Raw genomic sequence first — 8,986 nt, 5'->3', positions numbered from 1 at the left:
GGGGAGTTGTATCTGGCCGGGGACGGGTTGGCTCGGGGATACCTGCGGCGGCCGGGCCTGACCGCGGGCCGGTTTGTGGCGAATCCGTTCGGGGCGCCCGGGGAGCGGATGTATCGCACTGGGGACCTGGTGCGTTGGCGGGCGGAGGGCATTCTGGATTTCCTCGGCCGGGTCGACCAGCAGGTGAAGTTGCGCGGGTTCCGCATCGAGCTCGGGGAGATCGAGGCCGTCCTGGCCCGCCATCCCGACGTCGCGCATGTCGCCGTGACACCACGAGAGGACCAGCCCGGCGACATGCGGCTTGTCGCCTACCTCGTCGCTCGCCCCGGCAACGGGCTCGACGTCACACAGGTCCGCACCCGCGCGGCACGGGAACTGCCGGATTACATGGTCCCGTCGGGGTTCGTGATCCTGGACGCGTTGCCGGCGCTGCCTAACGGCAAGCTTGACCGGGCGGCTCTTCCCGCTCCCGACACGAGCGGCCTGGCCCTGGCTGGCCGGGCACCGCGTACTCCCCGCGAGCAGCTCCTCGCCGAGCTGTTCGCGGAGGTCCTGGGCTTGCCGGCCGTCGGTGTTGACGACAACTTCTTCCACCACGGCGGCCACTCCCTGCTCGCCATGCGCCTGGTCAGCCGGATCCGGGAGGCGGTCGGGTCCCGCATGCGGGTGGCGGACCTGTTCACGCACCCCACCGTGGCCACCCTCGCGGAGCACATCGCAGCTGGCGCCGGCGAGGACCGCTCCGCGATGCGGGTGCTGCTGCCCCTGCGCCCCGGCGGCAGTCGGCCGCCGCTGTTCTGCGTGCACGCGCTGTTCGGCCTCGCCTGGCCGTACGCCGGGCTCGCCCAGCACCTGGACCCTGACCGGCCCGTCTACGGGCTGCAGGCGCGCGGCCTGGCCGAGCCTGCGGCCCTGCCAGCCACCCTGGAGGACATGGCTGCCGACTACGTTCAGCAGATCCGCGCCGTACAGCCCCACGGGCCGTACCACCTGCTCGGCTGGTCCTTCGGCGGCCTCGTCGCGTACTCCGCCGCGACTCAGCTGCAGGCCGCCGGCGAACAGGTCGGGCTGCTGGCCCTACTCGACGCGTACCCGCTCACCGACGCCGAACGGATGGCCGAGCATGGCGAGGACGAGCGCGACGCGCTGGAGTTCCTGCTCAGGCTGGCCGGCCGGGACCCCGCCGACGCCGCGCGACTGAACCGCCAGGAGGTGGTCGCGCTGCTGCGGCAGAGGGGCGGTCTGCTCGCCGCCGTCGACGACACCACCGTTACCGCGGTCGTCGACGTGGCCGCCAACGCGACCCGCCTGATGCGGACGGCCACACTGCGGCCCTACGACGGTGACGTGCTGTTCCTCACCGCCACCGCCGACAAGGCGGGCACCTCGCTGACGCACCGGCGGTGGAAGCCACTGGTCCACGGCCTGATCGACAACCACGACATCGCCTGTACCCACCTGGCCGTCACCGACCCCGGACCCCTCGCCGAGTGGGGTCGGATCGTCAGCGAACGGCTGTATTCGATCGACAACCCGGCGCCTGGGCGTCGGGTGTGACCCGGAAGGACACGACGATGACTGACTCCCCGACCAACCCCTTCGACAATCCTGACGGCGTCTTCCACGTCCTTGTCAACGACGAGGGGCAGCACTCGCTGTGGCCGTCCTTCGTCGACGTGCCGGCCGGCTGGACCACCGTGCTCGCCAACGCTTCCCACGACGAGGCGCTGCAGTACGTCGAGACCCACTGGAGTGACCTGCGACCCAGGTCCCTCGTCGAGGCGATGAACGCCGACCGGACCTGAACCACCGACCGCGTCACCCCCGCACAGGAAAGAGTCCACATGCGTTTGGGCCAGATCACCATGGACCTCACCCCGCTACGGTCCAGCCGGGATTTTCGGATCATGTTCTGGGCCAGGGTCGTCGCCCTGCTCGGCATCAGCCTGACGTTGGTGGCCCTGTCGATCCAGGTCTATCAACTCACCCGGTCGTCGCTGGCCGTCGGCATGGTCAATGTCGCCGCAGGTGGGACGCTGCTGGCGGGCACCCTGGCCGGCGGGGTCCTGGCCGACCGGTACGAGCGTCGCCAGCTGCTGCTGCTGTCCCGCGGCGGCGCCGCGGTCGTGTTCGCCGCACTGACGGTCAACGCGCTGCTGGACCAGCCGCGGCTGTGGGTCGTCTACCTGTGCGCGGCTGTCATCGGTGTGGTCGATGGGGTCAGCGAGACGGCACTGGTGGCGATCGTCCCCGACCTGGTGCCGAAGGCGCAGCTCGCCGCCGCCGGGGCGTTGACCGCCATCACCACCCAGCTCGCGACGATGGTCGGGCCGTCGGTCGGTGGCGCGATCATCGCAGGACCGGGGGTTGCGGTCTGCTACGGCATCACCTGCGTGGCCACGGTGATCCAGGTGGCGATGATGTCGCTGGTGACGCGCCGCCCGCCGGCCGAGGCAGAGCACCAGCATCCGCTGCGGGCCATCGCCGAAGGCCTGCGGTTCGTCCGGCGAAACCGCCTGATCGCCGGCCTGCTGCTGGTCGACGTGTGTGGTGGGCTGTTCGCTCTGCCGTACGCGGTCTTCCCCGAGTTCGGCGCGAAGGTGTTGCACGGCGATCCACGTACCGTCGGGCTGATGTATTCCGCTCCCGCCGTCGGCGCGTTCCTCGGCGCCCTGTTCAGCGGCTGGGTCGGGCGCTACTCCCGCCCGGGCCGGGCGCTGCTCGGCGCGGGGCTCCTGTGGGGGCTGGGCATCACCGCGCTTGGGGCGAGCGGCAACATCGGCTTCGCGCTCGTCTTCCTCGGCCTCGCCGGAGCCGGGATGATCTTCACGGACATCCTGGTGCGGGCGTTGCTGCAGCAGCACACCCCGAGCGCACTGATGGGTCGGGTGAGCAGCTTCTGGCTGGCGTTGGCCACCGTGGCGCCGGCCGCCGGCGGTGCGTTGGTGGGCGGTCTGGCCGGTGTCACCGGCCCCGGCATCGCCGTGCTCCTCAGCGGCTTGGCCTGCGTCACGGCGGTGCTGGTCATCGCCGCGGTGATCCCCGACGTACGACGCGCCGTCCCCGCGACCAGCACCGGCGACGGCAGCGATCCGGTGCCCGAGTTGACCGGTGTCCGCGAGGGCGACGGCCGGTGATCCTCGACCTGCGGCTGGAACCCGCCCGGTGATCGCCATGGGCCCGACGCGTCCCACCGCCACCTCGACCGTCCACCGACCGCCGTCGACCTCGACCAGGTCAGTGGCGGATCGCATCGAGCAGCCGGTCGTTGCGCTCGACCGGCTTCGGTGGAGGCCTGGGCGCGCCGGTGGTCCCGGAATCACCTGGGCGAGGGTGTCACCGGCGAGCGTGCGGAGCCGGGTGAGCGCGTGATGCGGTGCCAGTTGTAGCGCCTCCCGTCATGCCCGGCGCCGTACCGCTCGCGCCACGACAGGGCGGTGTGAAACGCCCGGACCGGAACGGTCGATATCCCGGCAGGAGGATCCGCGGCCCGACGTCCGACGTTGGGCCCACCGCTATGCCCATTTTTACCAATATTTATATATTTCCAGTAACGAATGCCGGCCCTCTCTGGTCCAGCCCTTCCCTCTCCGGGCAGCCTGCGGGTGGGCCAACTGCCCATTACCGCACGTGGAGAGGAACACCCATGCGCAGAACGTTGGGCGTCGCGATGCTCACCGGCATCGTCGTCGCCTCCGCCGCAGCGACGGGCGCCACCGCCGCCCCCGCCGACGCGACCACCGGCTACATTGTCGTCCTCCGCGCCGACGCCGACTCCTCGTCCGTCGCCGCCGAGCATGCCCGGGCCAACGGCGCGGCCGTCGGCCACGTCTACGGGCACGCCCTGCGCGGCTACTCGGCCCGGATGAGTGCGACGGCAGCGGAGCGCGTCTCGCGGGATTCGCGAGTGCTTTTCGTGCAGCCCGACGGCGTTGCCACTACCACGGCGCAGTCGATGCCGACCGGCATCAACCGGGCCGACGCCGAGCTGAGCACGACCGCGAAGATCAATGGTACGGATGAGCGGGTCGACGTGGACGTTGCCGTCATCGACACCGGCGTCGACCTGGACCACCCTGACCTGAACGTCTACACGGCCGGTGCCAAGAACTGCAGCACCGGGCGCAGCGCCGACGACGGCAACGGCCATGGCACGCACGTTGCCGGCACCATCGGGGCGCTCGACAACAGCACAGGCGTCGTGGGCGTGGCTCCCGGTGCCCGGATCTGGCCGGTGCGGGTGTTGAGCAACTCGGGCAGCGGCAGCTTCTCCGACATCATTTGCGGTATCGACTTCGTCACCGCGAACGCGGACATGATCGAGGTCGCCAACATGAGCCTCGGTGGCTCCGGCTCCGACAGCGCCTGCGGTAGCAACAGGGACGCCATGCACGAGGCGATCTGCAAGTCGGTCGCCGCCGGCGTCACGTACGTGGTCGCGGCCGGCAACAGCTCCGCCGACTCCAGCACCTTTGTGCCGGCGGCGTACGACGAGGTGATCACGGTCAGCGCGCTCGCCGACTTCAACGGCCTGCCCGGCGGCGGCGCCGCCGCCACCTGCCGCGCCGACGTCGACGACACCCTTGCCGACTTCTCCAACTACGGCGCCGACGTGGACCTGATCGCTCCGGGTGTCTGCATCGAGTCGACCTGGAAGGGGGCCGGCTACAACACCATCTCCGGCACCTCGATGGCGAGCCCGCACGTCGCCGGTGGCGCCGCGCTCTACACGGCCAACAACCCCTCCGCCTCCCCCAGCACCGTCAAGTCGGCCCTCCAGTCCGCCGGTACCACGGACTGGAACAACTCCGACGACCCGGACGGCAGCAAGGAGAAGCTGCTCAACGTCGCCACCTTCTGACCAGACCGCCGCCGGAGAATCCAGACCGGCATGGCGGACCCGCTACCTCAGCTGTACCCCCGCACGAGCCTGACCGCTGGATAGGCGGGACAGCGGGCAACCCCGTCGGCGCCGGCCGGCCACCCCGGACAGGGCTGGCCGGCCGGTGCCGCGCGTTCCTGCGCGGCCGCCACGCAACTAAGGGGGGCGCGATCGCGGCACGATCGATCGTCGGAGGTGTGAGCAGTGGCCGGTGTTCAGCCGATTCACGTCGGTGGGACGGTGTCCGGGTTGGGATGTGAGGTGCTGGGCGATTGGACGGATGTGCCGAGCCCGTGATTACATCATCTCGTGCTGATATCAAATGCACCTGATGTGATCAGGTTGTTGGCTGACCCGCTCCGGGCGCAGATCATCGCGCTGCTTGCCGACGGGCCCGCCTGCACCTGTCACCTGGTGGAGGACACCGGCGCCAAGCAGCCCAACATCTCCAACCATCTCCGGCTGCTGCGCGACGCCGGCCTGGTGGTCGCCGAGCCCCACGGTCGGTTCACCTACTACCGGCTGGTGCCCGAGGCCCTCGAAACCGCTGCCGGTCACCTGACCGACCTCGCGCGGCGTGCTCGCGCCCGTTCCGACGCTCCCCGGAAGTGCTGATGAGCAGCGTTGACGAGCGGGAGACAGGAACCGGGGCGGTGGTCGCCCGGCTGTCCCGTCTCGATCAGTTCCTCCCGATCTGGATCGGTCTGGCGATGGCCGCCGGGCTGCTGCTCGGCCGGCTCATTCCCGGCCTGAACAGCGCCCTGGAAGCTGTCACGATCGGCGGCATCTCGCTGCCGATCGCCCTCGGCCTGCTGATCATGATGTACCCGGTGCTGGCCAAGGTCCGCTACGACCGGCTGGACACCGTCGCCGGCGACCGGCGACTGCTCTTCTTTTCCCTGCTGCTCAACTGGATCGTGGGTCCGGCGCTGATGTTCGCCCTCGCCTGGATCTTCCTGGCCGACCAGCCGGAGTACCGCACCGGCCTGATCATCGTCGGGCTGGCCCGCTGCATCGCCATGGTCATCATCTGGAACGACCTCGCCTGCGGCGACCGGGAGGCCGCCGCCGTCCTGGTCGCCCTCAACTCGGTGTTCCAGGTTCTCGCCTTCGGCCTGCTCGGCTGGTTCTACCTGACCCTGCTGCCGCAGTGGCTCGACCTGCCCGGCGCCGAGTTGACCGTCTCCGGCTTGGACATTGCCGGCAATGTCCTGATCTTCCTCGGCATCCCGCTGCTCGCCGGATTTCTGACCCGCCGGCTCGGCGAGCGCGCCAGGGGCCGGCAGTGGTACGAGGCGCGGTTCCTGCCCAAGATCGGCCCGGCTGCCCTGTATGGGCTGCTGTTCACCATCGTCATCCTCTTTGCTCTGCAGGGCGACGCCATCACCTCCCGCCCCTGGGACGTGGCGTTGATCGCGGTGCCGCTGCTCGCCTACTTCGCCATCATGTGGGCCGGTTCCTACGCCCTGGGCCGGGCCGCTGGCCTGAACTACGAGCGCACCACCACGTTGGCGTTCACCGCCGCGGGGAACAACTTCGAACTCGCGATCGCCGTGGCCATCGGCACGTTCGGGGTGACCAGCGGCCAGGCCCTCGCCGGCGTGGTCGGTCCGCTGATCGAGGTTCCGGTCCTGGTGGCCCTGGTCTACGTCAGCCTCGGCCTGCGCCGCCGGCTCTTCCCCGCTGCCACCTCGCCGTCGGCGCTGCGATGACCTGCCTGGACCGCGGCGCCACCGGCGTCGTCGGAATCTGCACCGTCTGCAACGCCGGCCACCTCGCCGCCACCCGCTGACCCAGCAAGGAGCCCAGGAATGAACGGTAAGCCCAGCGTCCTGTTCGTGTGCGTGCACAACGCCGGCCGTTCCCAGATGGCCGCCGGCTGGCTGCGACACTTCGCCGGCGATGCTGTGGAGGTCCGCTCCGCCGGTTCCGCGCCGGCGGAGGCGGTCAACCCGGCCGCCATCGAGGCCATGCGCGAGGTCGGGATCGACATCACCGACCAGACCCCGAAGCTGCTGGAGTACGCCACGGCCGAGTCGTCCGACGTCATCATCACCATGGGCTGCGGCGACGCCTGCCCCGTCTTTCCCGGCAAGCGTTACGAGGACTGGACGCTGGAAGACCCGGCCGGCAAGGGCGTCGAGGCCGTCCGCCCGATCCGTGACGAGATTCGCGACCGGGTGCGGCAGCTGGTCCGGGAACTCGTCCCGGACGCAGGCCGGTCGTGACCGGCTGCTGATCGTCGGCGGCGGTGACGCCGGGATCTCCGCCGGGATGCGCGCCCGCGAGCTCGATCCCGGCGTCCAGCCGGTGGGTCTTTCCCGCACCGGCGCCGGGGAGGCTGCGGCTGCCGTGGCGGGCCGGCCGGCGGCGCGGGAGCGTCGTTTGCCGGCATCGGGCCGGGGTATGCGGGGTGCCGGGTGACGACAGGAGAGCGCCGTGCGGTTTCCCCTTTTCGTCGACGCGGTGTCCCGCCGCGCCGGGCTCCCGGCCACGCAGTCCGCCACCATCGCCCGGGCCGTGCTGCAGACCATGGTGGAGCGGATGACCGGCGACGTGGCCGGGCAGCCCCCCGACGAGCTCGACGGCTACCTGGCAGGCAGCGGGTCCGCGGGCGGCCCGGCGGCGTTCGGGCCGGCGGAGTTCCTGCGCCGGGTGGAGGAGCGGGCCGGGGTCGACGAGGCGACCGCGCGGGCCGGCACCGGAGCCGTCTTCGCCACCCTGCGGGAGGCGGTCACCGTCGAGGAGTTCCGCCAGATGGTCGCCCGGCTGCCCCGGGACTTCGGCGGGACGACGCAGGCGATGCCGCTGCCGCCGTATGACGGTTGAGGGCTCTGTCGGCCATATGCCGTTCACATGTCAGAGTGTGGACAACGCCCGAATTTCGGGAAATTTCACGGCCTGCGGCGTGTTTTGCAGCAGAAATATTCGGTGGTGGGTGCCTATGTGGAAACTCCTCTACGCGCCAGGGGGATGATCGGACGGTTTTCTCCGTCCGTCGTCCGAGGGGCTGGTCGACTCTTCGGCCCGACTCTAATCGACGATCTTTCGAGCCAGGTATCGAGCCTTATGCTGCTTGCATTGGCATGTCCTGGGGGGATCGTGATCATGTTCGTTGAGCGCTGTGTGCTGCCCTTTTGCGGGTCCACAGTCGATTCCTGACGATGACTGAATCGACGATAATCCATCGTTTCGGCGCTGTCGCCACCCGTCGGCCCGACCAGCCGGCCATCCTGGGCGAAACCGTCCGGCTCAGCTACGCCGAGCTGGCCGGCGCCGCCGGAGGGCACGCCGCCGCGCTGACCGCGGCCGGTCGCCGACCCGGTGACCGGGTCGCCCTGCTCACCGGGCACGGTGCCAACACCATCGCCGCCACCCTCGGCACGCTGGCCGCCGGGTGCGCGTACGTGCCGCTGGACCCGGGGTTCCCGGAGCAGCGGCTGCGGCACATGCTCGGCGCCGCGGACGTCACCACCGTCCTGCATGGAGCCGAGCACGCCGAGCTGGCCCGCCGGCTCACCGCCGACCGGCCGGACGTCCGACTGTGCCCGGTGCCCGCCGTACCGGCCGCACCGCTGCGCCCGGTACCGGTCGCGCCGGACGCGCTGGCGTACGTGCTCTTCACCTCCGGTTCCACCGGCGTACCGAAGGCGGTCGGGCAGACCCACCGCAACCTGCTGCACGTCGTCGACAACCAGATCGCCACCCTCGACATCGGCCCGGACGACCGGCTCAGCCTGCTCGCCTCGTTCAGCTTCGACGCGGCGATCCCCGACCTGTACCCGGCGCTGCTCGCCGGCGCCGCCGTCGTCCCGGTGGACCTGCGCCGGCACGGGCTCGCCCACGCCGTGGAGCAGCTCGCCCGGCATCGGGTCACCGTCTACCACTCCACCCCGACCGTCTACCGCTTCCTGCTGGACACCCTCGGGAAGCGGCGGCTCGACCAGGTGCGGCTGGTGCTGCTCGGCGGCGAGCAGGCCACCCACGCCGACGCGGCCCGCGGTCGGGACCGGTTCGCCCCCGGCTGTGTGCTGGTCAACGGCTACGGCGCCACCGAGATGACCTTCGCCGCCCAGTACGCGCTGCCGCTCGCCGCCGCCGACC

9 protein-coding genes are annotated in these 8,986 nt (G+C 70.6%); all 9 read left to right on the top strand.

What is annotated here, in order from left to right:
* Positions 1-1,557 (top strand): alpha/beta fold hydrolase (locus tag C1I99_RS34650; protein ID WP_146604051.1); only part of this gene is annotated, 1,557 nt, incomplete at its 5' end.
* A 17-nt stretch (positions 1,558-1,574) separates the two neighbouring features.
* Positions 1,575-1,805 carry an MbtH family protein gene (locus C1I99_RS25270; protein ID WP_111136689.1) on the top strand — a complete coding sequence of 77 codons (231 nt, stop codon included), beginning with the start codon at positions 1,575-1,577 and terminating at the stop codon, positions 1,803-1,805.
* Between the two features lie 39 nt (positions 1,806-1,844).
* Positions 1,845-3,137: an enterobactin transporter EntS gene (gene entS, locus C1I99_RS25265; protein ID WP_111136688.1), complete on the top strand. Its 1,293-nt coding sequence runs from the start codon at positions 1,845-1,847 to the stop codon at positions 3,135-3,137.
* A 509-nt stretch (positions 3,138-3,646) separates the two neighbouring features.
* Entirely contained in the window at positions 3,647-4,861 is a 1,215-nt protein-coding gene (locus tag C1I99_RS25260) for a S8 family peptidase (protein WP_111136687.1), read from the top strand.
* 330 nt (positions 4,862-5,191) lie between these two features.
* Positions 5,192-5,497 (top strand): ArsR/SmtB family transcription factor, encoded by a 306-nt coding sequence (locus C1I99_RS25255; RefSeq protein WP_199562385.1) that lies wholly within the window; start codon positions 5,192-5,194, stop codon positions 5,495-5,497.
* Entirely contained in the window at positions 5,497-6,594 is a 1,098-nt protein-coding gene (arsB, locus tag C1I99_RS25250; RefSeq protein WP_111136685.1) for an ACR3 family arsenite efflux transporter, read from the top strand. The genes C1I99_RS25255 and arsB overlap by 1 nt, the downstream gene beginning before the upstream one ends.
* 99 nt (positions 6,595-6,693) lie before the next feature.
* On the top strand, positions 6,694-7,110 hold the full coding sequence (locus tag C1I99_RS25245) for an arsenate reductase ArsC (RefSeq protein WP_111136684.1): 417 nt from the start codon (positions 6,694-6,696) through the stop codon (positions 7,108-7,110).
* 211 nt (positions 7,111-7,321) lie between these two features.
* Positions 7,322-7,711, top strand: a complete 390-nt coding sequence (locus C1I99_RS25240; RefSeq protein WP_111136683.1) for a DUF2267 domain-containing protein — start codon at positions 7,322-7,324, stop codon at positions 7,709-7,711.
* Positions 7,712-8,046: 335 nt separating this feature from the next.
* Positions 8,047-8,986, top strand: a 940-nt coding sequence (locus C1I99_RS25235; RefSeq protein WP_146604050.1) for an AMP-binding protein, incomplete at its 3' end; no start/stop codon positions are given.

The organism is Micromonospora deserti (genome assembly GCF_003236335.1).
GTDB classification, from domain to species: Bacteria; Actinomycetota; Actinomycetes; order Mycobacteriales; family Micromonosporaceae; genus Micromonospora; species Micromonospora deserti.
Note: the sequence above shows the minus strand (reverse complement) of the source record. Positions and strands in the feature narration are given on the sequence as shown.

Bases quoted from the DNA above. Each gene is read 5' to 3' on its own strand.
- entS (WP_111136688.1), top strand. From the start codon at position 1,845: ATGCGTTTGGGCCAGATCACCATGGACCTCACCCCGCTACGGTCCAGC.
- C1I99_RS25260 (WP_111136687.1), top strand. From the start codon at position 3,647: ATGCGCAGAACGTTGGGCGTCGCGATGCTCACCGGCATCGTCGTCGCC.
- arsB (WP_111136685.1), top strand. From the start codon at position 5,497: ATGAGCAGCGTTGACGAGCGGGAGACAGGAACCGGGGCGGTGGTCGCC.
- C1I99_RS25270 (WP_111136689.1), top strand. From the start codon at position 1,575: ATGACTGACTCCCCGACCAACCCCTTCGACAATCCTGACGGCGTCTTC.
- C1I99_RS25245 (WP_111136684.1), top strand. From the start codon at position 6,694: ATGAACGGTAAGCCCAGCGTCCTGTTCGTGTGCGTGCACAACGCCGGC.